General features: G+C 75.0%; 24 protein-coding genes. 11 read left to right on the top strand and 13 right to left on the bottom strand.

Annotated features, from left to right (window positions below):
* From QRN56_RS25910 to QRN56_RS25900, 3 genes are all read right to left on the bottom strand, one after another.
* A partial coding sequence (locus QRN56_RS25910) for an anti-sigma factor family protein (protein WP_285108172.1) occupies nucleotides 1–305 on the bottom strand: 305 nt, incomplete at its 3' end.
* Nucleotides 302–805, bottom strand: a complete 504-nt coding sequence (locus QRN56_RS25905) for a sigma-70 family RNA polymerase sigma factor (protein ID WP_285108170.1) — start codon at nucleotides 803–805, stop codon at nucleotides 302–304. The genes QRN56_RS25910 and QRN56_RS25905, both read right to left, overlap by 4 nt.
* Nucleotides 806–854: 49 nt before the next feature.
* Nucleotides 855–1,538 carry a YceI family protein gene (locus tag QRN56_RS25900; RefSeq protein ID WP_285108169.1) on the bottom strand — a complete coding sequence of 228 codons (684 nt, stop codon included), beginning with the start codon at nucleotides 1,536–1,538 and terminating at the stop codon, nucleotides 855–857.
* Between the two features lie 231 nt (nucleotides 1,539–1,769).
* Between QRN56_RS25900 and QRN56_RS25895 the strand changes: the two genes are divergently transcribed.
* Nucleotides 1,770–2,246: an SRPBCC family protein gene (locus QRN56_RS25895; RefSeq protein ID WP_285108168.1), complete on the top strand. Its 477-nt coding sequence runs from the start codon at nucleotides 1,770–1,772 to the stop codon at nucleotides 2,244–2,246.
* A gap of 17 nt (nucleotides 2,247–2,263) precedes the next feature.
* Here QRN56_RS25895 and QRN56_RS25890 read toward each other — a convergent pair whose 3' ends face one another.
* From QRN56_RS25890 to QRN56_RS25875, 4 genes are all read right to left on the bottom strand, one after another.
* The gene (locus tag QRN56_RS25890) at nucleotides 2,264–3,463 is read right to left on the bottom strand and encodes an MFS transporter (protein ID WP_285108167.1); all 1,200 of its coding nucleotides are present in this window, start codon (nucleotides 3,461–3,463) and stop codon (nucleotides 2,264–2,266) included.
* Between the two features lie 203 nt (nucleotides 3,464–3,666).
* Nucleotides 3,667–4,212, bottom strand: coding sequence for a cysteine hydrolase family protein (locus tag QRN56_RS25885; protein WP_285108166.1), 546 nt, complete (start codon nucleotides 4,210–4,212; stop codon nucleotides 3,667–3,669).
* The gene (locus QRN56_RS25880; protein WP_285108165.1) at nucleotides 4,209–4,553 is read right to left on the bottom strand and encodes a hypothetical protein; all 345 of its coding nucleotides are present in this window, start codon (nucleotides 4,551–4,553) and stop codon (nucleotides 4,209–4,211) included. Before QRN56_RS25880 ends, QRN56_RS25885 begins: the two co-directional genes overlap by 4 nt.
* 78 nt (nucleotides 4,554–4,631) lie before the next feature.
* Nucleotides 4,632–5,051, bottom strand: coding sequence for a GNAT family N-acetyltransferase (locus QRN56_RS25875; RefSeq protein WP_285108163.1), 420 nt, complete (start codon nucleotides 5,049–5,051; stop codon nucleotides 4,632–4,634).
* 56 nt (nucleotides 5,052–5,107) lie between these two features.
* On the opposite strand from QRN56_RS25875, the gene QRN56_RS25870 reads away from it, so the two are divergent.
* Nucleotides 5,108–6,019: an aminoglycoside phosphotransferase family protein gene (locus tag QRN56_RS25870; protein ID WP_285108162.1), complete on the top strand. Its 912-nt coding sequence runs from the start codon at nucleotides 5,108–5,110 to the stop codon at nucleotides 6,017–6,019.
* 70 nt (nucleotides 6,020–6,089) lie between these two features.
* Here QRN56_RS25870 and QRN56_RS25865 read toward each other — a convergent pair whose 3' ends face one another.
* Nucleotides 6,090–6,665 (bottom strand): shikimate kinase, encoded by a 576-nt coding sequence (locus tag QRN56_RS25865; protein WP_285108161.1) that lies wholly within the window; start codon nucleotides 6,663–6,665, stop codon nucleotides 6,090–6,092.
* Nucleotides 6,666–6,793: 128 nt separating this feature from the next.
* Between QRN56_RS25865 and QRN56_RS25860 the strand changes: the two genes are divergently transcribed.
* Nucleotides 6,794–7,471, top strand: a complete 678-nt coding sequence (locus tag QRN56_RS25860; protein WP_285108159.1) for a DUF429 domain-containing protein — start codon at nucleotides 6,794–6,796, stop codon at nucleotides 7,469–7,471.
* A 7-nt stretch (nucleotides 7,472–7,478) separates the two neighbouring features.
* On the opposite strand, the gene def is transcribed toward QRN56_RS25860, so the two are convergent.
* Nucleotides 7,479–8,045, bottom strand: a complete 567-nt coding sequence (gene def / locus QRN56_RS25855; RefSeq protein WP_285108158.1) for a peptide deformylase — start codon at nucleotides 8,043–8,045, stop codon at nucleotides 7,479–7,481.
* 104 nt (nucleotides 8,046–8,149) lie between these two features.
* On the opposite strand from def, the gene QRN56_RS25850 reads away from it, so the two are divergent.
* A complete protein-coding gene (locus tag QRN56_RS25850; protein WP_285108157.1) occupies nucleotides 8,150–8,980 on the top strand; it encodes a phosphotransferase in 831 nt (276 codons plus the stop codon).
* A 40-nt stretch (nucleotides 8,981–9,020) separates the two neighbouring features.
* On the opposite strand, the gene QRN56_RS25845 is transcribed toward QRN56_RS25850, so the two are convergent.
* Nucleotides 9,021–9,830 (bottom strand): SDR family NAD(P)-dependent oxidoreductase, encoded by an 810-nt coding sequence (locus QRN56_RS25845; RefSeq protein ID WP_285108155.1) that lies wholly within the window; start codon nucleotides 9,828–9,830, stop codon nucleotides 9,021–9,023.
* A gap of 92 nt (nucleotides 9,831–9,922) precedes the next feature.
* Between QRN56_RS25845 and QRN56_RS25840 the strand changes: the two genes are divergently transcribed.
* Nucleotides 9,923–10,375, top strand: coding sequence for a MarR family winged helix-turn-helix transcriptional regulator (locus QRN56_RS25840; protein WP_285108153.1), 453 nt, complete (start codon nucleotides 9,923–9,925; stop codon nucleotides 10,373–10,375).
* Between the two features lie 29 nt (nucleotides 10,376–10,404).
* On the opposite strand, the gene QRN56_RS25835 is transcribed toward QRN56_RS25840, so the two are convergent.
* A complete protein-coding gene (locus QRN56_RS25835) occupies nucleotides 10,405–11,577 on the bottom strand; it encodes a UDP-N-acetylglucosamine--N-acetylmuramyl-(pentapeptide) pyrophosphoryl-undecaprenol N-acetylglucosamine transferase (protein ID WP_285108151.1) in 1,173 nt (390 codons plus the stop codon).
* Nucleotides 11,578–11,959: 382 nt separating this feature from the next.
* Between QRN56_RS25835 and QRN56_RS25830 the strand changes: the two genes are divergently transcribed.
* Nucleotides 11,960–12,433 carry a hypothetical protein gene (locus QRN56_RS25830; protein ID WP_285108149.1) on the top strand — a complete coding sequence of 158 codons (474 nt, stop codon included), beginning with the start codon at nucleotides 11,960–11,962 and terminating at the stop codon, nucleotides 12,431–12,433.
* Here the strand turns inward: QRN56_RS25830 and QRN56_RS25825 are convergent.
* Nucleotides 12,408–13,175: an IclR family transcriptional regulator gene (locus QRN56_RS25825; RefSeq protein ID WP_285108148.1), complete on the bottom strand. Its 768-nt coding sequence runs from the start codon at nucleotides 13,173–13,175 to the stop codon at nucleotides 12,408–12,410. The two genes, QRN56_RS25830 and QRN56_RS25825, sit on opposite strands and share 26 nt — an antisense overlap.
* Before the next feature lie 90 nt (nucleotides 13,176–13,265).
* Here QRN56_RS25825 and hutH point away from each other — a divergent pair, with 90 nt between their 5' ends.
* From hutH to hutI, 5 genes are all read left to right on the top strand, one after another.
* Nucleotides 13,266–14,876 carry a histidine ammonia-lyase gene (hutH, locus tag QRN56_RS25820; protein ID WP_285108146.1) on the top strand — a complete coding sequence of 537 codons (1,611 nt, stop codon included), beginning with the start codon at nucleotides 13,266–13,268 and terminating at the stop codon, nucleotides 14,874–14,876.
* A 40-nt stretch (nucleotides 14,877–14,916) separates the two neighbouring features.
* On the top strand, nucleotides 14,917–16,593 hold the full coding sequence (gene hutU / locus QRN56_RS25815; RefSeq protein WP_285108144.1) for a urocanate hydratase: 1,677 nt from the start codon (nucleotides 14,917–14,919) through the stop codon (nucleotides 16,591–16,593).
* On the top strand, nucleotides 16,590–18,170 hold the full coding sequence (locus QRN56_RS25810) for an allantoate amidohydrolase (RefSeq protein ID WP_285108142.1): 1,581 nt from the start codon (nucleotides 16,590–16,592) through the stop codon (nucleotides 18,168–18,170). The genes hutU and QRN56_RS25810 overlap by 4 nt, the downstream gene beginning before the upstream one ends.
* 135 nt (nucleotides 18,171–18,305) lie before the next feature.
* Nucleotides 18,306–19,904, top strand: coding sequence for a formimidoylglutamate deiminase (locus QRN56_RS25805; RefSeq protein WP_285108140.1), 1,599 nt, complete (start codon nucleotides 18,306–18,308; stop codon nucleotides 19,902–19,904).
* Nucleotides 19,901–21,163: an imidazolonepropionase gene (gene hutI / locus QRN56_RS25800; RefSeq protein WP_285108138.1), complete on the top strand. Its 1,263-nt coding sequence runs from the start codon at nucleotides 19,901–19,903 to the stop codon at nucleotides 21,161–21,163. Before QRN56_RS25805 ends, hutI begins: the two co-directional genes overlap by 4 nt.
* A 201-nt stretch (nucleotides 21,164–21,364) precedes the next feature.
* Here the strand turns inward: hutI and QRN56_RS25795 are convergent, their stop codons facing one another.
* Nucleotides 21,365–23,173, bottom strand: coding sequence for a glycoside hydrolase family 35 protein (locus tag QRN56_RS25795; protein ID WP_285108136.1), 1,809 nt, complete (start codon nucleotides 23,171–23,173; stop codon nucleotides 21,365–21,367).

Below are 23,173 nucleotides of genomic sequence, written 5' to 3'. Positions count from 1 at the left end.
CCCGTGAGCGGGACGACGTCCGCCGGCCGCCCGGGGGCGGGCTCGCCGGGCGGCGCTCCGCCGTCGGGCAGCCCGGCCGGCCCGGGTGCCTCGGCGACGAGCGCCTCCGCGTGCGCCGGGCTGATGGTGCCGAGCAGGCCCGGCAGGCCCGCGAGCTCCGCCACCGCCGCGCGGCACGCGGCGCACTCGGCCAGGTGCCGCTCGTAGGTGCGCCGGTCGCTCGGGCTCAGGGCGCCGATCACGTAGGCCGCGTCCCACTCGGCGTAGCGGTCGCCGCCACCCCCTGACTCTGCCGCGGGGATCATGCCGTGACTCCTTTCTCCTGCAGCGCCAGGCGCAGCGCGCGCAGCCCGTAGTGCAGCCGCGACTTGACCGTCCCGGCGGGGACACCCAGCTCGGTCGAGAGCTCGGCCACCGAGCGGCCCCCGTAGTACGCGCCGACCACCACCGCCCGGTGCGACGGCGAGAGCGACAGCAGCGCGTCGGCCACCAGCCACGAGTCCAGCACGGACTGGGTGGTGTCGCGCTCCTCGCGGTCGGGCAGGTGCCCGGTGGAGCGCTCGCGGGTGCGGCGGGCGCTGCGGAGGTGGTCGACGGAGAGGTTCCGCGCCACCGTGAACAGCCAGGCGCGCACGGAGTCCTCCGAGCGTTCCAGCACCTCGGGGTGGCGCCACGCGCGCAGCAGGGTCTCCTGCACCACGTCGCGCGCCTCCTCCTCGTCGCCCGTGCGGCGCACGACGTACCGGTACAGCGCGTCGGCGTGCGTGTCGTGTACCGCCTCGAGGAGCTCGTCCTCGGCACCCACGAGCGGCTCCTTCCGTGTGTGTCGGCTACCCGGTCCGGTCGTTACCGCATCACTGGCCAGGGGCCAGCTGCAGCGAGAACTCGATGCTGCCCTCATCCTCCACCGTCACGAACCCCAGGTCCGGCGCCTCGACGCCGAAGTCCTCGAACGTGATCGGCACGCTGCCCACCACCTGCACCGGGTCACCGCTGGTCGCGTCACCCGCGACCTCGGCGTCGACCGTGGCCGGCTGCGTGACGCCGTGCACGGTGAGGTCGCCGGTCAGCTCCACCGACGTGGCGCCCTCCTCGATGGGCGCCGGCTCGGTCAGCACGAACGTCGCGGTCGGGAACTGGCCCACCTCCATCGCGGTGTCGCGGAAGTACCCGTCGCGGTTGGCCTCGTCGGTGGCCACGCTCGCGATGTCCACCTCGATGTCGGCGGCGGTGATCGCGCCGTCCGCGACGGTCACCGACCCGGTGACGTCCTCGGTGCGCCCGGTCACGGTCACGTCCTCGCCCTGCAGCACCTCCTCGACGCGGTAGCCGGCGAACGACCCGTCCGTCACGGTCCAGGTCCCGGCCGCAGCCTCGGCGTCGGGCAGCGGTGCCGCCGACGCCGCCAGGCTCGGCACGTCCGCGGCGGCCTCGTTGGCCCAGTCCGCGTACAGGCCCGGCCCGAAGACCGCCGCCGCCCCGCCGATCACGACCACGGCCGCTCCGACGCCGATGCCTACCTTTGCCCCAGTGCGCACGCTCCGCCCCTCTCGTTCGCAGGCCGACCGGATATCGGCCTCTGCCCCTACTACGGGTGAAAGGGCGTACCGGTTCAATCGGACGGCGAAGAGGGGCACGGGTTCCGATGAGCCTGCGGCCCCGGTCCGGTCGATACTGGCGGGATCGTGCGTCGCGCGGTCCGCCCGGGCACATCTCGCCCGAGCACACTCCGCCCGAGCACGCCTTGCCCGAGCAGACCTGGAGGCATCATGACCGACACCTTCGACGTCGACGTGACCCGCGACCTCGACGGACCCGTCGAGGCGGCCTGGGCCGCATGGAGCACCCCTGACGGCCTGCGCGCCTGGTGGGGGCCCGGCCCGTTCACCTGCCCCGCCGCCGAGGTCGACCTCCGGGTGGGCGGCCGCGCGCTGCTCGCGATGCGTGCCCCCGCCGAGTACGGCGGCGGGGATACGTGGTCCACCTGGGACTTCACGGTCGTCGAGCCGGTGCGGCGCATCGAGTACACGTTCCGGTTCAGCGACGCCGACGGCGTGCCGCAGGCCCCGCCGATGGACGACGTGCCTGCCGAGGGGCACCACGAGGTCGAGATCACCGGCCTGGGCGACGGGCGCAGCCGCATCCACATGGTCGAGCACGGGTACACCAGCACCGCGGCCCGCGACATGTCGCGGCAGGGGCTGGAGGCGTGCCTCGACAAGATGGCGCGGTACGTGGCGGGCTGACCCGTCGCGGCCGCCGGTCATGGCTGTACAGGTCGGCGGCGCGGCGCGCGGAGCAGGACCAGGGCGAAGGCCACGAGCAGCAGGCCCGCCGCCGGCGCCTGCGCGAGCGCGGCCGACGCGCCCCAGGTGTCGGCGGCCCGGCCCGCGAGCGACGCCGCCAGCGCTGATCCGGCCGCGCTGGCGGAGTTGTTCCAGGTGAACGCCTGCGTCAGCACGGACGGGCGGACCGAGCGCTCCGTCAGCACGGTGAGCAGCACCAGGGTCGGCGGCACGGCGGCCTCCGTGAGCACCAGGGCGACGCCCAGCCAGACGGCGGACGGCGCGAGCGGCAGCAGCGCGGCGGTCGCCGTCAGCCACCCGGTGGCGAGCACGAGCTGGAGGCGGGCCGGCGTGCGGCGGCGGCGCAGGCCGTAGAGCCAGCCCGACAGGAGGCCGGCCACGCTCCCGGCGGCGATGAGCGGCGTCGCCGCCCCGGGTATCCCGTGGCCGACGGCGAAGGCGGTGACCGCCACCCCCATCGTGCCGAAGTACAGGCCGATGGCCAGGTTCAGCAGCGCCAGGATCAGGAACGCCGGCGCCAGCAGGGCGGGCCGTTCGCCGCGGACCCGCCCGGCGCCCCGCCGCGGCGGGGGTGCGGTGCGGCGCTGCAGGGCCAGGGCCGTGCCGCCGGCGAGGATCAGCCCCGCCGCCAGCAGGCTGGCCGCCGTCGTGCGGCCCGCCGCGCCCAGCGCGGTGACCAGCACCGGCCCGAGCAGAAAGCTGGTGGCGTTGGCCAGCGACTCCAGCGAGAACGCGCTGGGCAGGTCGTCGGCGTCGCCGCGCAGCAGGTGCGCCCAGCGGGCGGCGGACAGGGCGCCGAGCTGGGGGACGGCCGCACCCGCACAGCCCGCGGCGACGACGGCCACGGCGGGCGTCGTCGACACGAGCACGCCCACGACGGCGGCGCCGCGGGCGACGAGGTACAGCGGGAGCACACGGGTCTGGCCGAATCGGTCGACCAGACGGGCGAGCTGCGGGCCGACAACCGCCTCGGCCAGGGCGAAGACCGCGGCGGCGAGGCCGGCCGTGGCGTACGAGCCGGTGCGGTCGTGCAGCAGCCACACCAGGCCGAGGCCCGTCATGGCGATGCCGACACGGCCGGTGGTGGCGGCAAGGAAGAAGGCGGCGGCGCCGGGCGCGCGCAGCAGGGAGCGGTAGCCGGAGGCGGCAGCAGACATGGATGTCCTTCGTCGCCGCCCGGCGGGAGGGGCCACCCGGGGTCGCCGGCGCCTGATGCTGCTTCGGGTGCGACCCGTGGCCCGCCAGGGGACATCCAGGACTGCGGTGGGACGGGACACGCGCCCCTGCCGCCGCCCCCGACACCGGGCGGTACACAACGTGGTGCCCGGGCCGATGCGGACCCGGGCGACTGCCAGGGACGTTAGCAGGCCTGGCTGGTCAGCGGAACCTCGTCGTGCCGGGCCACGCCGAACGTGCTGCCGGGGTATCGCAGACCGGAGAAGTACATGTTGGTGTGGGCCACGATCTGCTCGCCGGTGATCGGCACGCCGTCCCACTCGGTGTCGCGGGTGGTGTGCGCGTCGCTCACGAGGGTCACGTCGTAGCCGAGCGCGGCGGCCCGCTGCGTCGTCGTGCGGACGCAGAAGTCGGACTGCGCGCCCGTGACGACCAGCCGCGTGGCGCCGAGCGCGTCGAGGACGTCGCGAAGGTCGGTGTCGGCGAACGAGTCGCGGTAGGCCTTGTGCACGAGCGCCTCGTCGGGGCGGCGGGACAGGCCGTCCGCGAGGGCCCAGCCCGGTGTGTCCCGATCCAGTCCCGGCTCGTGGTGCTGCACCCAGACGACGGGCGTCCCGGCGTCGCGGGCCCGCTCCACGAGGGCGGCGGAGCGGGTGACGACGCCGTCGGCGTCGAAGCAACCGTGGACGACGTCGGCCTGGAGGTCGATGACGAGGACGGCGGTGGTCATGGGCAGGCAACCTCGTAGAAGTCGTCGGGATCGGCGAAGGAGAACTGGTAGCAGATGGACTCGACCTCGCCGGTGTAGCCGCCCATCCAGTTCGTGATCTCGCGGGAGTACCTGACCACCACGTGGCCCGACGACTCCTCCACGACCGTCCCGTCCTCGATCGACTCCGGCACGGCCCGCAGGTGCAGCTCGTTGCGGTCCAGGTCGGCGAGGCGCCAGGCCCACCGGTCCTGGGCGGTGTCGAACGCGGCCGTGCCGATCGCGACGAGCAGGACGACGGCCGCGGTGAGCACGGCCGCCACGATCCAGCCCGCGCGGTGGCGAGGCCTCGGGGGCGTCATGGGTCGTATCGTGCCAGGTGAGCGGGCCGGCCAGGGCGAGCACGGTGCCGTTCACGGAGCGCGCGGTCCGACACGGTGCTACCGGGCCAGGCGCATCGCGATGCTCGCGGGCGCCGTCTCGACGAACCCGAGGCTGCGGTACAGCTGCCGGCCGGGCTCGTCCGCGTTGAGCGTGACGTACGGGTCGGCGGGCGCGCGGTCCGCGATCTGGTCCAGGAGCCAGTACATCACCCGGCGGCCGAGGCCTCGGCTCTGGTGCTGGGGCAGCGTCGCGACGTCGGCGATGTGGAAGTACCAGCCGCCGTCGCCGAGCGTGCGGCCCATCGCGACGGCCTGGTCCGTCGCCGCCTCGCGGACGTGGCAGAAGGCCCAGCTCGACGTCAGCGCGGGCGCGGCCTGCTCGGCGTTCTTGGGCGAGAGGCCGGAGGCGGCGCGCAGGTGCAGGTACTCGTCGACGCTGGGCGCGGTGGGGACCAGGAGGTACGGGTCGTCGCTCATGAAAGCACCCTAAGCGCGCGCTGCGGTGACGGGGCCGCCCGCTACCGTGGCTGCGCATGACGCATGCCGACACCGAGATCGACGCCGACCTGATCCGGGAGCTGCTTCGTGAGCAGCACCCCGACCTGGCGGAGCTCCCGCTGGAGCTCGGGGCGCGCGGCTGGGACAACCAGCTCTGGCGCCTCGGGGACGACCTCGCCGTCCGGCTGCCGTGGGCGACGGACTCGGCGGACGAGCTGCTGCGCAAGGAGCACGCCTGGGTGCCCGGCCTGGCGCCGGGACTCCCGCTGCCGGTCCCGGTGCCGCAGCGCCTCGGCGAGCCGGCCGAGCGGTTCCCGCGGCCGTGGATCGTCACCACCTGGGTGCCGGGTGCGCCCGCCGACCGGGCCCCGGTCACGCGGGGTGCCGAGGCGGCGCGGGTGCTGGGCTCGTTCCTGACCGCGCTCCATCAGCCTGCGCCGGAGGGGGCGCCGTCGGGCCGCGGTCGGGGCGGGCCGCTCGCCCAGCACACCGCGGGGTTCGCGGGGCAGCTTGCCGAGGCGGCGGAGCGAGGGCTCGTCGCCGACCCGAACGCCGTCCGCGCCGTCTGGGACGATGCCGTGGCCGCGCCCGAGTGGGCCGGACCGCCGGTGTGGCTGCACGCTGACCTGCACCCGGCCAACGTGCTGACGGCGGACGGGACGTTCTGCGGAGTCATCGACTTCGGCGACCTGTGCGCCGGTGACCCGGCCTACGACCTCTCCGCGCCGTGGCTGCTCCTGCCGGACGGCGGGGTCGACGCCTTCCACGACTCCTACCGGCCGGGTGTCGACGCCGCGACGCTCCGTCGCGCCCGGGGCGTGGCCGCAGCGAAGGCACTCGTCGGGCTGCTCATCGGGGAGGCCGGCGTGCACGGGCGGCCGGGCGGCAAGGCGTCGTGGGGGCCGCCGGGACGCGCGGCGCTGGAGCGGCTGCTGGCGACGGCCTGACGCGGGGCGCCGGCGCGCGGCGCCACCCGACTGCCGGCCGCCCGCCCCGGCTGCCGGCCGCCCGCCGTCGTCAGGCGGCGAGCTCCGCCAGCAGGCGCTCACGCAGCCGCACGAGCTGGTCGGCCGACTCGGCGGGGCCGACGCCGTCGGTGTAGACGGTGGCGGCAGCGACCTCGCCGGCCAGCGGGTCCGCGACCCAGGCGGCGATCCAGTCGCGCCCCTCGATGATCCAGTCCTTGCCCCGGCCGGCGATCGCGCGCTCGCGCAGCACGGTCACCGACCGCTCGGGGTCGCGGCTGGGCAGCAGGTGGACGACGTCGGGGACCGGTGCCAGCGCCCGCCGCACCTGGTCGGCGTGCTCCGGGCCGGTGAAGCTGGTGTAGCCGGCGCCGAACGCGATGACCGTCTCCGGGTGGTCCTCGACGACGCGCCGCACGGCGTGGGCGCGGGCCGGCTCCCACTCGCGTTCGGCGGCGGCCCAGCCGACGGCGTCGTCCCGTTCGAGCAGGCGGCCCAGGTCCCAGCCGACCTCGGCGCAGTAGGTCCAGGCGATGTCGTCGATGTCCACGAACGGGAGCCCGATCCGCTCGGCGACGAGGGCGCCGAGCGTGGACTTCCCTGCCGCGAGCGGGCCGACCAGGATCATCGAGAGCCTCCCGTATCTGGGTGAAATATCCCAGTATCACCCATAGGTCGGTCTCAGCTCCTGGAGGCGCTCCGGGGCTCCGGCCGCGTGCCCGTGCCCCGCGGCGCGATGTCGGCGACGATGGAGCGATGGTCCGCGTGCTGGGCGTCGACGTCGCGAAGAAGTACTGGGTCGCGGTCGCGAGCGACCTGCACGTGTACGCGGACCTGACGTTCACCGGCGTGCTCGCGCAGGCCGACGTGGACGGTCGGGTCGAGGTGGTGGGCGTCGACATGCCGATCGGCCTGCCCGCCGGCATCGGATACCGCCGTGCCGACGTGCAGGCCCGTCAGGCTGTCGGGCCGCGGTGGCCGTCGGTGTTCATGACGCCGCCGTCCGCGGCACTGACGGCGGACACCTACGCCGCGGCGCTGGAGACGACCCGGCGGGTGACGGGCAGGGGCCTCAGCCGCCAGGCGTGGGCGCTCAGGCCGCGGATCCTCGAGGTGGACGACGTGGTGCGATCGGCCGGCCGGCGCATCGTGGAGGTGCATCCCGAGCTGTCGTTCGCCACCCTGGCCGGGCGTCACCTCTCGGCGCCCAAGTCGACGTGGGCCGGGCTGGAGGACCGGCGGGCCCTGCTCGCCGGGGCCGGGTTCGCGCTGCCTGCCGACCTCGGACGTCCGGGGCAGGTGTCCGGACCGGACGACGTGCTCGACGCCGCCGTGGCGTGCTGGACCGCTCGCCGCGTGGCCGACGGCATCGCGCGGGTGTATCCCGACCCGCCGGAACGGCTCGACGGGATCGACGCCTGCATCCGGGCCTGACCGGCCGCTAGCTCGATCCGGGCCGGTGGTGGTCGAGGTAGTTCTGCGTGGTCGTGAGGCTGGTCATGTCGGGCATGCGGTCGAGGTACACCAGGCCGTCGAGGTGGTCGATCTCGTGCTGGAAGACGCGCGCCGCGTACCCGCTCACCTCGGTCGTGATCGTCTGCCCGGTCTCGTCGGTGTACCGGACCGTGATGCTCTCGGACCGGGGCACCTGGCCCAGGTACCCGGGAACGCTGAAGCAGCCCTCCCAGTCGAGCACCGTCTCGGCGGAGCGCTCCAGGACGGTCGGGTTCAGGATCTGGATGAGGCCGGTCTCGGGCCGGTCGGGGAAGACGTCGGTCCGGCGTACCTCGACGATCGCGGCCCGCACCGGTACGCCGATCTGCGGGGCGGCCAGCCCGGCACCGTTCAGCTCGCGCAGCCGGGTGGTGAGGGTCGCCAGGAGGTCGCGTGCGTCGTCGTCGGCGTCGATCTCCGACGTGGGGGCCTTCAGCCGGGGGTCGCCGATCGTGACGAGGTCGTCGTCGGCGACACCCTTGATCCAGGCGTCGTCGCTGCGGTGCTGGGTCACTCGATTCCTTCCGGGCCGGGCGTGGTTCCGCGCCACCGTACCCGCGGCATGGTTCCGTGGGGCGCATCCACGCGCGGCTCAGGCCTCATCACCAGGGGAGACACATGTCGGACGCACGCCGGGACCGGCTCGCCGGGCTCCTCGCCGAGGCCGCCACCCGGTTTGGCGTGACGCTCGACGGCGAGCCGGTCCGCGGGGCCTACGACCGGACCCTCGCCGTCCGGACGTCGGGCCCGGCATGGCTGCGGGTCACGGCCCAGCCACCGGAGTGGGCCCGGGGCGAGATCTGGGACGGCATCGCCACCGCCACGGGCGAGCCGTTCGGCGACATCCCGATGCCCCGGCACCTGCGGTCCGCGGAGTGGGCCGCGCGGTGGGACGACGTCGACCAGGTCGTCCGGGCGGACCTCATGACCTTCGTGGACCAGCCGGCCGTGGGCACCGGCCTGGTGCTGGAGCACCCGGTCGACCTGCCCGACACCTGGTGGGCCCGGCTCCGGGCCGGGCTCGACACCCTGCGCCGGGTCGCGACCGAACGCCGGGTCCTGGACCCCGACGCCGTCCGGTCCTCGATCCTGGCCCTGTTCGGCGTGGAGATCGACCTCGGCCGCGTCGAGTGGGAGGTCTCCCACGGCGACCTGCACTTCGGCAACCTCACGGCCCCGGGCCTGACGATCCTGGACTGGGAGTACTGGGGCTCGGCGCCTGCCGGGTACGACGCCGCCGTCCTCGCCTGCTCGGCGATCCTCCAGCCCGACATCGCCGCCCGCGTCCGCGCCGAGTTCGCCGACGTGCTCGACACCTACTCCGGCGCCGTCGCCCAGCTCGCCGCCGCCGACAAGTACCTGCGGCTGGTCGGCATCGGCGCGCACCCCGAGATCGCCGTCCCGGTCCGGCGTCAGGCGGACGCCGTCATCCGGGACCGGCTCGGCTGACCGGACGCGCGCGTGTGGGCTGGTCGCGCGGTGGGCGCCGTCAGGCAGCGGGCACCGCGCGAACGGCGTCGAGCCCCAGGGTGCGGTTGAGCTTCCCGGTGATCCGTGTGGTCGCGGTGCGCGGGAGGAACCGCGGGAGCCAGGACGCGACCTGGTTCAGCCGCCGGCCCGGGTACGACGAGCTCCTGCCCCGTGCGAAGTCGTCGAGGGTTCGGCGGGCCACATCCTCGGGGGAATCGAGGAACCGCGGGTTGACGGTGTGCGAGGTGCCCTCGAAGAACGCGGTGTCCGTCCCGCCGGGGTGCGCCGCCATGACGCGGACGCCCGTACCGCGCAGCTCCTCGGCCACCGCCTCCGTGAACGACAGCACGAACGCCTTGGTCGCGGCGTAGCCGGCCTGGAAGGGCATCGGCTGGAAGGCTGCTGTCGAGGCGACGTTGATGATCCCGCCGTGGCCCCGGGCCGTCATCGGGGTGCCGAGCCCGTGGGTCAGTGCCATGAGCGCCCAGACGTTGAGGTCCACCGCCGTCTGGGCGGGCGCGAACGGGCGGTCCAGGAAGGGGCCGGCCGGCCCCATGCCCGCGTTGTTGACGAGCAGGTCGACGGGTACCGAGTCGAGGTCGCGCAGGAGCGCGGCGACCTGGTCACGGTCCGTCAGGTCCGCAGCGTGGGTGGTCACCGCGACGTCGTGCCCGGCGCGGATCCGGGTGGCCAGCTCGTCGAGCGCCGGAGCCGAGCGTGCGACGAGCACGAGGTCCGAGCCTCGCCGGGCGAGCTCGGTCGCGTAGGCCGCGCCGAGCCCGCGGGAGGCCCCGGTCACGAGGGTGGTGGTGCCGCGGTAGCTGTACATGGTCCGCCTTCGTCCGTGAATGCTTCGAGTCTCGAAGTAGTTCGGACCCTAACACCTTCGAGTCTCGAACTAACAGAGGCTAGGATCGCCGGATGAGCCAGACCGATCTCGAAGCCGTCGTCCGGGCGAACCACGAGCTCTTCATGGTCACGGGCGACCGGGCGGCCGGCGTGGTCGCACGGCACCGGCTCACGCTCCAGACGGCGCAGGCGCTGTGGGTCATCGACCCGGAGGAGGCGCCGCCGTCGATGAAGGTGATGAGCGAACGCCTGCACTGCAACGCGCCGAACCTGAGCTTCGTGACCAACCAGCTCGTCGAGCGGGGCCTGGTCGAGCGCGCCACCGACCCGCACGACCGCCGGTCGCGCGTCGTCGTCCTGACCGCTGAGGGCAGGCGCGTGCGCACCGAGATCATCGCCGGGACGCTGGACCGAACCCCGTTCGCCGGCTTGGACGCGGACGACCTGCGGGAGCTGGCCGGGCTCCTGGCGAAGGCGCTCGTGGCGCGGGACGACACGGCCGCCCCCGAGCAGGCCGCGGGCTAGCGTCCGGGCGGCTCAGGAATGCGAGCCGCTCACTTCCGCGGGCCTGCGACCTCCAGCAGCAGGTCCACGAGCCGCTCGGCGGCGTCGGGCACCCCGATCTTGCGGGCGGCGTCGGCCATGCGTTCGCGCCGTCCGGCGTCGTCCAGGAGCCCGGCCAGCGCCCCGCGGAGGTCCGAGAACGTGAGGTCGCCCTCCAGGGCGACGGCCGCGCCCAGGTCCTGCAGCCTGCGGGCGTTGTGCGCCTGCTCGTTCCCGGCGGACGACGCCAGGGGGATCAGCACCGCGGGCTTGCCCAGCGCCGTCAGCTCGGCGATGGTCCCGGCCCCGCTGCGGGAGATGACGACGTCGGCCAGGGCGAGCACGTCCGGCAGCTCCGCCCCGACGAACCCGAGCACGCGGTACCGCGCGGCCAGCTCCGCCGGGAGCGTGGCGGTGCGCTCGAACATCTCCTTGAGGTTGTTCGGGCCGCACTGGTGGATCACGTTCGCGCGCTGGAGCATCCAGGGCAGCGTCTCGGCGACCAGCTCGTTGATCTGCACCGACCCCTGCGCGCCGCCCGTGACGTACAGGACGGGCAGGTCGGGGTCGAACGAGTCGAGGCCCAGCGCGTCGACGGCCTTGAGCGGCTCGCCGGTCAGCACCTCGGCGCGCACCGGGTTGCCCGTCACGACGGCCCGCTCGCGCACGGCCTCCGGCAGCAGCTCGATGGTGGACGGCGACGACACCGCGACGCGTGTGGCCCGCTTGGCCAGCAGGCGGTTGGCCAGCCCGAGCCGCACGGTCTGCTCGTGCACCACGAGCGGACGGCGGGCCAGGCCCGCCGCGATGCCGACCGGGACGGCGACGTAGCCGCCGGTCGACAGGATCACGTCCGGCTTGAACTCGGCCACGATCGACCGGGCCTGCGCCACGCCGAGCGGCACCCGCGCCATGTCCTTCATGTTGCTGGCCGACAGCATGCCCAGCGGGTTGGCCGACCGGCGCAGCTTGCCCGTGGCCACCGGCAGGAACCGGATGCCCTCGGACGCCGTGACCCGGGCCTCCAGCCCGTCGGCCGTGCCCGCCCACAGGACGCTGACGGCGGTGCCCGACTCGGCCAGCCGGGCCTGCAGCGCGCGCAGCGTCGTGAGCGCCGGATACGTGTGGCCGCCGGTCCCGCCACCGGTGACGAGCAGTCGGAACTCGGACGGCTGTGAACTCACGAGACATCTCCCTGGACGGCAGCGGAAGGGGGCGTGATCCCAACTCTAGGGGGTCGACGGCGGTCGTCCGCTTCGCCAGTGAGGTACGGATAGTCGCAGTTCAGCGGCCCTCCTCGAAGGTCAGAGTTTCTCCTCTTTCAGCGCCCGCAAAGCGGAGAAACTCTGGCCTCGAAGGGGAGTGCGGGGAGCCCTCCGACGGCCCGCGGTGAGACGTAGATCACCGCGCCTCCAACCTCCGGCTGGCCGCCCGCGTGGGTCGGCAGGTGCGCCGACGACCGTCCGCACGAGGTGTGGTTCCGCCCGGGCCTCATACGATTCAACTGTGTCGCCGCTTCCGCCTCTTGCGGTCGTTCTGAACGGCGGGCCGTCGGCGGTCGACTGGATGATCGCGATCGGAACCCTCGCCGCTGTGCTCGTCGCGCTCGTGTTCGGCGGGGTCGAGTACTACCGGGGTACGGCCGACCGGAGAGAGCAGGCAACCGAGCGCCGGCGCGCACAGGCCACGCTCGTGAACGCCTGGCTCGAGGTGCACATCGAGCCGGATCCACCCGAGCTGCTCGCGGAGTACAGGATCCACAACGCCTCGGCGGCGCCCGTGTACGAGGTGGTCGTCTCGATCCCGGCGGGCTTCATGGGTGACGCTCCCCGCCTGGAACCGTGGGGCATGCTCACCCCGACGGACAGGCCGCGGGTCGTCGGGGAGCCGGAGGTCGTCCACTTCGCGGACGACCAGGACGTCCAGCTCGAGCTGACGTTCCGCGACGCCGCCGGCCTGTGGTGGAGGCGCGGCACCGACGGGATCCTGCACGAACTGCCCGGCAACCCGCACGTCACCGCGCCCCGAGCCGCCGGCTGACCTCGCGCGCCGCCCGGGTCGCCTGCTCCGCGAGGCCGGCCCGCGCGTCGTCGTCGTACGCCTCCGAGCGGAAGGTGATCGCGAGCCCGGCGACCGGGCGGCCCGTGTGGTCGACGACGGCAGCGGCCACCGACGCGAAGCCCGCCGTCACCTCGCCGTCCTCCACCGCGAAGCCGCGTGCCCGCGCCAGCCGCAGCACGTCGCGCAGCTCGCGCAGGGTGTGCGGTCCGGCGCCGGTCAGGTCGGTGAACGACCCCGGCGTCGGGTACAGGGCGCGCACCTGCGCGGGCGGCAGCAGCGCGAGGACCGCTCGGCCGCTGGCGGTGAGGTGGCTCGGGAGGTGCACGTCGACGTCGGTGACCAGGGGCGGGCGCCCCGCCGCCCGCTGCTCCACCAGGTACAGCACCTCCCGCCCGTTGAGGACGGCGAGGTGCCCGTTCTCGCCCGCGGCCTCCACCAGGCGGGCGACGACGGGCGCGGCCAGGCGGGTGAGCGGCGCCTGCCGGGTGTACGCGCTGCCCAGGCCGAGGGCCGCCACACCCAGGCCGTAGCGGCGCTCGTCGGGGAAGTGCCGCACGAAGCCCTCGTCGCCCAGCACCGACAGCAGGTGGTAGACGCTGGACCGGGGCACCCCGAGGCCGTGCGCGATCGCGCCCGCGGGCACCGGCCCGGGCTGCGCCGCGAGGAACGAGAGCAGCCGCGCTGTGCTCCGCGCGGCGGGAACGGCACTGCTGCCGGCCACTGTTTCCTCCCGGGTGCGTTGTCTCGTATCCCAGACTCTATCGATGCCTCCGCCCGCGCCGGAGGGGCCGGGGCGAGGTTCGATGAGCGCATGAGCACCCTGCACGACGCGGCAACGACGCCCGCCTCCGGCGCGGCCGGCACCGAGGAAACCACGCACGTCGTGCTCGACGGCACCCCGCTGACCGTCGAGCAGGTCGTCGCCGTGGCCCGCCACGGCGCGACCGTCGAGATCCACGCGAGCGCGCTGGCTCGCATGGCGCAGACCCGCGCCGTCATCGACGACCTCGCCCACGACGCCGCGCCGCACTACGGCGTCTCCACCGGCTTCGGCGCGCTCGCGCGTCGGCACATCCCCGCCGAGATGCGGGCGCAGCTCCAGGTCAGCCTCGTGCGCTCGCACGCTGCGGGGTCTGGGCCGCAGGTCGAGACCGAGGTGGTGCGGGCGCTGCAGCTCCTGCGGCTCGCGACCCTGGTCACCGGCCACACCGGCGCGCGTCCGGTCACGGCGCAGACCTACGCCGGGATGCTGAACGCGGGCATCACGCCCGTCGTGCACGAGTACGGGTCGCTCGGCTGCTCCGGCGACCTCGCGCCGCTCGCGCACGTGGCGCTCGCCGCGATGGGTGAGGGGTGCATGCGGGTCGGGGCACACGAGGTCGACGCCGCCCGGGCCCTCGCCGACGCCGGGATCGAGCCGCTGGTGCTCGCCGAGAAGGAGGGTCTGGCTCTCATCAACGGCACCGACGGCATGCTCGGCATGCTCTGCCTCGCGCTCCACGACCTGCGGCGCCTGCTCACCACGGCCGACGTCGCGGCGTCCCTGTCCGTCGAGGCCCTGCTCGGGTCGGACGCGCCCTTCGCCGAGGACCTGGTCGGCCTGCGCCCGCACCCCGGGCAGGCGGCGTCCGCGTCGAACATGCGGCGCCTCCTGGCGGGTTCGCCGCTCATGGCGAGCCACCGCGAGCTGGACGACGCCGGAAATCCCGCGTGCACCCGCGTGCAGGACGCCTACTCCCTGCGGTGCGCACCCCAGGTGCACGGCGCCGCCCGCGACACCCTGGACCACGCCGCCACCGTCGCGGGCCGGGAGCTGGCCTCGGCGATCGACAACCCGGTCGTGACCGCCGACGGGCGGGTCGAGTCCAACGGCAACTTCCACGGCGCGCCCGTGGCCTACGTGCTCGACTTCCTCGCCATCGCGGCCGCCGACCTGGCGAGCATGAGCGAGCGGCGCACCGACCGGTTCCTCGACGTCGCGCGCTCCGAGGGGCTGCCCGCGTTCCTCGCGCACGACCCCGGCGTCGACTCCGGGCACATGATCGCCCAGTACACGGCCGCCGGGATCGTCTCCGAGCTCAAGCGCCTCGCGGTGCCCGCGAGCGTGGACTCCATCCCGAGCTCCGCCATGCAGGAGGACCACGTGTCCATGGGCTGGGCCGGCGCCCGCAAGCTGCGCCGCTCCGTGGACGGTCTCACCCGGGTGCTCGCGATCGAGGTGCTCACGGCCACGCGCGCCCTGGACCTGCGGGAAGAAGCCCCCGCGGCGGGTACGGCGGCGGTGCACGACGTCGTCCGCGCCGTCGTGCCCGGTCCCGGACCGGACCGCTACCTCGCCCCCGAGATCGAGCACGTGGTGGGGCTCGTGGCCGGCGGACAGGTCGTGGCGGCCGCCGCGGGCGCCGTCGGACACCTCCACTGAACCCGCCCCGACCTGCCGACCCGAGCCGAAGGAGACCCAAGTGAACCAGCCGTACGACCGGGGGACCCCCGTACCCGTCCGCGCCGCGCGCGGCACCACCCTGACCGCCCGGAGCTGGCAGACCGAGGCGCCGCTGCGCATGCTCATGAACAACCTCGACCCCGAGGTGGCCGAGCGGCCCGACGACCTGGTGGTCTACGGCGGCACCGGCCGGGCGGCGCGGGACTGGCCGAGCTACCACGCGATCGTCCGCTCCCTCACGGACCTGCGCGAGGACGAGACCCTTCTGGTCCAGTCCGGACGGCCCGTGGGCGTGCTGCGTACCCACGAGTGGGCGCCGCGCGTGCTCATCGCCAACTCCAACCTCGTGGGCGACTGGGCCACGTGGCCCGAGCACCGGCGTCTGGAGCAGCTCGGCCTGACCATGTACGGGCAGATGACGGCCGGGTCCTGGATCTACATCGGCACCCAGGGGATCCTCCAGGGCACGTACGAGACGTTCGCCGCGGTGGCCGCCAAGAGGTTCGGCGGCACGCTGGCCGGGACCCTCACCCTGACCGGCGGCTGCGGCGGGATGGGCGGCGCCCAGCCCCTGGCGGTCACGCTCAACGGCGGCGTGTGCCTCGTGGTCGACGTCGACCCGGCCCGCCTGCACCGGCGCGTCGAGACGCGCTACCTCGACGTCGTCGCGTCCTCGCTCGACGAAGGGGTCGAGCTGGCGCTGGCCGCGAAGAAGGACCGGCGCGCGCTGTCGGTGGGCGTGGTCGGCAACTCCGCCGACGTCGTGCCGGAGCTGCTGCGCCGCGGCGTCGAGGTGGACGTCGTGACGGACCAGACCTCGGCGCACGACCCGCTGTCCTACCTGCCGTCGGGGGTGGAGCTGGCGGACTGGGCCGCAGAGGCCGAGAAGGACCCGGAGGGGTTCACCGAGCGGGCGCGCGAGTCGATGGCCCGGCACGTCGAGGGCATGGTGGGCTTCCAGGACGCGGGCGCCGAGGTGTTCGACTACGGCAACTCGATCCGCGACGAGGCGCGCCAGGGCGGCTACGGCCGGGCGTTCGACTTCCCGGGCTTCGTGCCCGCGTACATCCGGCCGCTGTTCGCGGAGGGCAAGGGCCCGTTCCGCTGGGCTGCGCTGTCCGGGGACTCGCGGGACATCGCCGTGACCGACCAGGCCGTGCTCGACCTGTTCCCGGACGACGACCACCTCGGCCGCTGGATCCGCGCCGCCCAGGACCGGGTCGCCTTCCAGGGGCTGCCCGCCCGCATCTGCTGGCTCGGGCACGGGGAGCGCGACGTCGCGGGGCTGCGGTTCAACGAGCTCGTCGCCTCGGGGGAGATCTCCGCACCGCTCGCGATCGGGCGTGACCACCTGGACTCCGGTTCGGTGGCCTCGCCGTACCGGGAGACGGAGTCGATGGCCGACGGCTCCGACGCCATCGCGGACTGGCCGCTGCTGAACGCCCTGGTCAACACCGCGTCGGGTGCGACGTGGGTGTCGCTGCACCACGGCGGCGGCGTGGGCATGGGGCGCTCGATCCACGCCGGACAGGTGTCCGTCGCGGACGGGACGGCGCTCGCCGCGCAGAAGCTCGCGCGGGTGCTCGCGAACGACCCGGCGACGGGCGTGCTGCGGCACGTGGATGCCGGGTACGACGACGCCGTCGCCGCCGCCGAGCGCGGCGGGCTGCGGGTGCCGATGCGGGAGGGGGCGTGACGGGTCCGGGCTTGATCCGCGTCGGCGGGCTGCTGGAGGCGATCGCCGACGTCGGGCGGGCGCCGTCCGGCGGGTACGAGCGGTTCGCCTGGACCGTGCACGACCTGGCCCTGCGCGAGTGGTTCGCCGCCGAGGCCGCGGCGCGGGGGCTGGACGTGACCGTGGACCGGGCCGGGAACCAGTGGGCGTGGTGGGGCGACCCGGACGCCGAGGGGCCCGGCGTCGTGACCGGCAGCCACCTCGACTCGGTGCCCGGCGGCGGCGCGTTCGACGGCCCGCTGGGCGTGGCGAGCGCGTTCGCGGCGCTCGACGCGCTGCGGGCCGACGGCGTCGTGCCCGCTCGGCCGCTCGGGATCGTGAACTTCTCCGACGAGGAGGGCGCCCGGTTCGGGCTCGCCTGCCTCGGCTCGCGGGCGGTCACCGGCACCGTCGGGGCCGACCGGCTGCTCGCGCTGCGGGACCGGGCGGGGGACAGCCTCGCGGACGTGCTCGGACGGGTCGGCCCGACCGGCGGGGTGGGCCGGACGGGCGGGGTGGGCCGGACGAGCGGGGCTTCGGACGGCGGTGCGCGGCTCGACCACTACGGCCGCGACGACGAGGCCCTGGCGCGGATCGGCGTCTTCGTCGAGCTGCACGTGGAACAGGGTCGGTACCTCGCCGACCTGCCCGCCGACGAGGCGGCACCGGTCGCCGTCGGCGCCGCGATCTGGCCGCACGGCCGCTGGCGCGTCGACCTCGCGGGCGAGGCCAACCACGCCGGCACCACACCGCTGGCCCACCGGCACGACCCGATGCTCGACCTCGCGCGCCTGATCACCGACGTCCGCGCCGCCGCCGAGCCGGCCGGGGCGCTCGCGACGCTGGCCAAGGTCGAGGTCGAGCCGAACGGCGTCAACGCGATCCCGTCCCGGGTGCGCGCCTGGATCGACGCCCGCGCGGAAACGGAACGGGCCGTCCGTTCGGTGATCGGTGATCCGCCGAGCAGCGAGCTGTCGGGCGGCGAGCTGTCGGGCAGCGAGCCGCCGAGCGTAGGAGTCGTCGGCGCATCAGGGCTCACGGAGCGAGCAACCCTACGTTCGACGGCCGACGGCGGGGCTGGGGTCGGTGAGAGGGGCTGGACCCGCGTTGGCGGGCGGGGGCTGGCCGGGTGGCGGCCCGTCGAGGAGTCCTGGACGCCGGCCACGGTATTCGACCCGGCGCTCGCGGCGCGGCTCGCCGACGTCGTCGGGAGGCCGGGCTCCGCCCTCCCCGCGCCGGTGATCGGCACGGGCGCCGGGCACGACGCCGGCATCCTCGCCGCGGCCGGCGTACCCACCGCGATGCTGTTCGTGCGCAACCCGACGGGGGTGTCCCACTCTCCGGTGGAGTACGCCGAGCAGGCCGACTGCGACGCCGGGGTCGAGGCCCTGACCGCCGTCCTGGCGGACCTGCTGACGGACCCGGACCTGCTGACGGACCCGGACCCGCTGACGGACCCGGACCTGCTGACGGACCCGGACCTGCTGACGGACCCGGACCTGCTGACGGACCCGGCCCTGCCGCCGGGCCGAGTCGCCCCGCCGGGCCGACCGGGCTGACCAGGCCGACCGGGCCCGCCATGATCCCCTTCGAGGCCTGAGTTTCTTCGCTTTGACAGGGCCGAAAGCGAAGAAACATAGGCCTCGAAGAGGATCACCGAACAGCGAGAGAGCGTGGAACGTGAGAGGAGAGCCGTGACGAGCTTCTGGTGCGAGCGGGCCTGGCTGCCGGCGCCGGGCGAGGCGCCCGGCGGTGCACCGGGCGAGGCGCCCTGCGGTGCACCGGGCGGCGCGCCCGGCGGTGCGCCCGACGGCGTCACCGGCGGCGGTCCCGGCGACGGAACCGGCGCCGTGTCGGCCGGGTCCGGCGCCCCCGGCCACGTCGTCGGGTCCGTTCGGGTCGAGACCGCCGGCGGGCGGATCGTCGCGGTCGAGCCCGGTGCCCCGGCGTCGGACGGCGACGTGCTGCTGCGCGGCATCGTGCTCCCTGGGCTCGCGGACGCCCACTCGCACGCCTTCCACCGCGCGCTGCGCGGTCGCACCCACGCCGACGGCGGATCGTTCTGGACGTGGCGCCAGGGCATGTACGCCCTGGCCGCGGCCCTGACGCCCGACCGGTACGAACGCCTGGCCCGCGCCGTCCTCGCGGAGCTGGCGCTCGGCGGGACCACCGCCGTCGGCGAGTTCCACTACGTGCACCACCGCCCTGACGGGGCGCCGTACTCCGCGGCGCAGGGCGGCCCGAACGCCATGGCCGAGGCCCTGCGTCGAGGGGCCCGCGACGCCGGCGTGCACCTCACGCTGCTCGACACCTGCTACCTGCACGGCGGTCTCGGCCCCCGCGGGCACGAACCGCTCGCGCCGGAGCAGGCCCGGTTCGGCGACGGTACGGTCGAGCGGTGGGCGGGGCGCGTGGACGCGCTGCGCGCCGCCTGGGCCGACGACGACCGCGTGCTCGTCGGCGCCGCCGCCCACTCCGTGCGCGCCGTCGCGCCGGCCGAGCTCGCCGCGGTCGCCCGCTGGTCCCGGGACGCCGGCGCGCCGCTGCACGTCCACCTGTCCGAGCAGCCCGGGGAGAACGAGGCGGCGCTCGCGGCCTTCGGCGTCACCCCGACGCGGCTGCTGCACGACGCCGGGGCGCTCGGTCCGGGCACCACCGCGGTGCACGCGGTGCACCTGACCGACGACGACGTCGCGCTGCTCGGCGCCTCGGGCACGGGCGTCTGCCTCTGCCCGACGACGGAGCGCGACCTCGCCGACGGCATCGCCCCCGGTCTCCGGCTGCTGCGCGCGGGCAGCCCGCTGTCGGTCGGCACGGACCAGCACGTGGGCGCCGACGTGCTCGCGGAGGCGCGCGGCGTCGAGGAGCACGAGCGCCTCGCGGGCGGCCGGCGCGGCGCGTTCGACCCGGCGACCCTGATCGGGATGGCGACGTCGGCCGGGCACGCGGCGCTCGGCCGGCCCGACGCGGGCCGGATCGCGGTGGGCGCGCCCGCCGACCTCGTCGCGGTGCGCCTCGACACGGCCCGCACGGCCGGGACCGACCCCGCGCAGGTCGCCCTGGTCGCGGGCGCGGCGGACGTGTCGGACGTCGTGGCGGGCGGCGAGCTGGTGGTGCGCGACGGCGCGCACCGGGCCGGCGACGTGGCACGGATGCTCGCCGAGGCGGTCGACGAGATCTGGGCCGCGGCGGAGCGGGGGCACGGCGCGGGTCGGCCCGCGGGGGCACCCGTACGCGGGCGCGACACCGCGAGGAACACCGCACACGACATCACCAGGGGGAGCGACGCATGAGCGTGCTGCTGACGAACATCGGCGAGCTGGTCACCAACGACCCGGCGCACGACGGGTCGGGGCCGGCCGAGGGCGGGACCGTGCCGGGCGGGCGGGGAACCGCGGCCGACGGGATCGGCGTCGTGCCGGACGCCGCCGTGATCGTCGAGGACGGGCGCATCGCGTGGACGGGGCCGGCGGCGTCGGCCCCGGCGGCGGACGTCGTCGTCGACCTCGAGGGGCGCTGCGTGCTGCCCGGGTTCGTGGACTCGCACTCGCACACCGTGTTCGCGGGAGACCGGGCCGCCGAGTTCGCCGCGCGCATGACCGGCGAGCCCTACACCGGCGGCGGCATCGCGACGACGGTGGCCGCGACCCGCGCCGCGAGCGAGGACGAGCTCCGGGCGCGCGGCCGGGCGCTCGTGCGCGAGATGCTCGCGCAGGGCACCACGACCGTCGAGATCAAGAGCGGCTACGGCCAGGACGTCGCCACCGAGGCTCGCACGCTGCGGATCGCCCGCGAGCTCACGCCCGAGACGACGTACCTCGGCGCCCACACCGTCCCCGCCGAGTACACCGCCGACCGCGCCGGGTACGTCGGCCTCGTGACCGGCCCGATGCTCGCCGCCTGCGCGCCGCACGCCCGCTGGGTCGACGTGTTCTGCGAGCCCGCCGCGCCCACGGCGTTCGACGAGGACGAGGCGCGCGCCGTCCTCCAGGCCGGGCTGCGCGCGGGGCTGGGCGCGCGGGTGCACGGCAACCAGCTCTCGGCCGGTCCGGGGGTGCGGCTCGCGGTCGAGGTCGGGGCGGCGAGCGTGGACCACTGCACCCACCTGACCGACGCCGACGTCGCCGCGCTGGCGGACTCGTGGAGCCCGGCGGACGGCGGGCCGGGCACCGGGCACGGCACCGTCGCGACCCTGCTGCCCGCGATCGAGTTCTCCACCCGGTCCCCGTACCCCGACGCCCGCCGGCTGCTCGCCGCGGGCGTGCCCGTCGCCCTGGCCACGGACTGCAACCCGGGCTCCGGCTACTCGTCGTCCATGCCGTTCGTGGTGGCGCTCGCGGTGCGCGAGATGCGGATGAGCCCGGCAGAAGCCCTCTGGTCGGCGACGGCGGGCGGGGCCCTGGCGCTCCGCCGGGACGACGTCGGACACCTGGGCGTGGGCGCCCGCGCCGACCTGACCGTGCTGGACGCCCCGAGCCACACCTACCTCGCGTACCGCCCGGGCGTCCCGCTGATCCACCAGGTCTGGCAGGCGGGCGCCCGCGCCGTCTGACGAAGCAGCCGGTCCAGGCCGACCACCTGACGGGCTGACTCGGCCGACGGACTTGTCCGATCTGCCGCGGGGATACTCCCCTTCGAGACCTAAGTTTCTTGGCTTTGGGCGACCCGAAAGCGAAGAAACTTAGGTCTCGAAGAGGATGCCGACCTGCGGGGGCTGGTCGACGCCGGCCGCCGGAACGGCCGGCGGCGCGGCCTACTGCTCCGTGATGCCCAGGGCCGGCGCCGCCACGAAGCCTGCCCGCGCGTCGGCCGCGCCGTGGAGCTCCAGGAGCACCAGCTCGTTGCCGGCGTCGCGCACCACCGGGCCCGGCACGTACAGCGTGTGCGTGGGGCCGAGGCTCCAGTACCGGCCCAGCAGCTCGCCGTTGACCCAGGCCAGGCCCTTGGTCCAGCCGTCGAGCCGGAGGAAGTGGTCGGCCCCGCCGACCGAGTCGAACGTGGCGCGGTAGAGCCCGGCCCCGACCGGCCGCACACCACGAGCCGCGACCGGCAGCGCACGCCCCGGCGCGTCGAGCGCCGCGCGCAGCAGCTCCGGGGCGTCCTCGACGCGCAGCGCACCGGCCTCCCACTCGTCCAGGGTGCGGGTCGCCGTGCGCACCGGGCCGACGAGGCCCTTGGGCTCGCCGATCCGGGGCCCGTAGTTGACCCGGCCCTGGTCCTCCACCAGGAGCGTGAGGTCGCCCGCGCGGGCGGGCAGCGCGACGGCGAAGGTGTGGGACGCGCGGTCGAGCACCCCCACCTGCTCGTCGTCGACCAGCACGACGGCGCGGTCGCGCACCTCGGTGACGGTCAGCACGAGGTCGTCGGCCTGGATCCGGGTGCGGTAGACGGCGAAACCCGACCACAGCCGCAGGTCGTCGGTGGTGGGCGTCGACGTGAACGCAGCAAGGTCCTCGCGCAGCAGGCTCGGCAGCGCGTGGGTCAGCGGCACCTGGGCGGACAGGTCGACGTCCAGCACCGGCGCCGCGGCCGGCCCGTCGGCATCCGGCGTCCCGGCGTCCGGGACCGGCAGGTGCCGGGCGATGACCTCGCGCATCGCGTGGTACTTGGCGGTGGGCGTGCCGTCCTCGGCGAGCGGCGCGTCGTAGTCGTAGGACGTCGTGATGGGCCGGTAGATGCCCTTGTCGTTGGCGCCGCTGGTCAGCCCGAAGTTGGTGCCGCCGTGGAACATGTAGAGGTTCACGGACCCGCCGGCCGCGAGCAGGTCGTCCAGGTCGGCGGCGTTCGCCTCGGCCGGGGCGATGTGGTGCTCCAGGCCCCAGGAGTCGAACCAGCCGTTCCAGAACTCCATGCACATCAGCGGGCCGGTCGGCTGGTGCCGCCGCAGGATCTCCAGCCGTTCCGTGCTGCGCGAGCCGAACGTCGCGGTCTTGTGCAGCTCCGGCAGGCCGCCGCGGGCGAGCATCTCGTCGTCCGCCTGGTCGCAGGTGAACAGCGGCACGTCGATGCCCTGCTCGCGCGTGAGGTCCACGAGCGCGCGCAGGTACTTCTGGCGCTCCGGCACCGGGTCGTTCCCGTAGGCCCCGTACTCGTTCTCCACCTGCACCATGAGCACGGGCCCGCCGCGCGTCACCTGACGCTCGGCCACCAGCGGCAGCAGGTTGGCGAAGTACGTGCCGATCGCCGCGAGGAACCGCGGCTCGTGCCGGCGCACGCCCACGGCCCGGTCGGCGAACAGCCAGCCGGGCAGCCCGCCGCCGTCCCACTCCGCGCAGATGTAGGGACCCGGCCGCACGATGGCGTGCAGGCCCTCGGCGGCCACCAGGTCGAGGAACCGGCCGAGGTCGCGTCGTCCCGTCAGGTCGAACGTGTCCGGGTCGGGCGCGTGGAAGTTCCACGGCACGTACGTCTCGATGGTGTTCAGGCCCATGAGCCGGGCCTTGCGGATCCGGTCGGCCCACTGGTCGGGGTGCACGCGGAAGTAGTGCAGCGCGCCGCTGACGACCTGCATCCGCTCGCCGTCGAGCAGAAAGTCCTCGGGTCCGATCTCGAACGTGGCCAT

Source organism: Promicromonospora sp. MEB111, from assembly GCF_030209445.1.
Lineage (GTDB): Bacteria > Actinomycetota > Actinomycetes > Actinomycetales > Cellulomonadaceae > Promicromonospora.
The sequence above is the reverse complement of the archived record's forward strand: the minus strand, read 5'-3'. Positions and strand labels throughout refer to the sequence as shown.